Source organism: Streptomyces boetiae, assembly GCF_031845405.1.
Lineage (GTDB): Bacteria > Actinomycetota > Actinomycetes > Streptomycetales > Streptomycetaceae > Streptomyces > Streptomyces boetiae.
Window position 1 is genome coordinate 1 of the sequence record NZ_JAVREN010000107.1, and the last position, 738, is coordinate 738.

At 66.5% G+C, this 738-nt stretch carries 1 protein-coding gene; it reads left to right on the forward strand.

Annotated features, from left to right (window positions below):
* Nucleotides 1-37: 37 nt before the first annotated feature.
* A partial coding sequence (locus tag RM780_RS27580; protein ID WP_311633636.1) for a PLP-dependent cysteine synthase family protein occupies nucleotides 38-738 on the forward strand: 701 nt, incomplete at its 3' end.

Genomic DNA, 738 nt, shown 5'->3' on the forward strand with positions numbered 1-738 from the left:
ATTCCACGTACTGCGCCGAAACCGCGGTCCCAACACCATGGTCGGTCACACTCCCACGCTGTGGGTGTCCACTCCGTTCGCCGACGCCGGGCGCGGATTCTGGGCGAAACTCGAAGGTTTCAACCCCGGCGGTATGAAGGACCGGCCCGCCATGCACATGGTCGAACAGGCCCGGGCCCGCGGCGACCTGAAACCCGGCGGCCACATCATCGAATCGACCAGTGGCACATTGGGTTTGGGGCTCGCATTCGCGGGAACGATCTACCACCACCCGGTGACCCTGGTGACCGATCCGGGTCTGGAACCCATCATCGAGCGCATGTTGACCGCCTACGGTGCCCAGGTGTCGACGGTGACCGAACCGCATCCCACCGGGGGGTGGCAGCAGGCCCGGCGGGACCGGGTGGCCGAACTGCTCGCCGCTGACGAGAACGCCTGGTACCCGGACCAGTACAACAACCCGGACAACGTCGAGGCTTACCGGCCGCTGGCACTGGAACTCAATGCCCAGATCGGCCATGTCGACGTGCTGGTCTGCTCCGTTGGCACCGGCGGGCATTCGGCCGGAGTGGCGCGGGTGCTGCGTGAGTTCAACCCGAACCTGCGGCTGATCGGGGTCGACACCATCGGCTCGACGATCTTCGGTCAGCCCGCCGCGACCCGCGTCATGCGCGGCCTCGGCTCGAGCATCTATCCCCGCAACGTGGATTACGCCGCGTTCGACGAGGTGCACTGGGT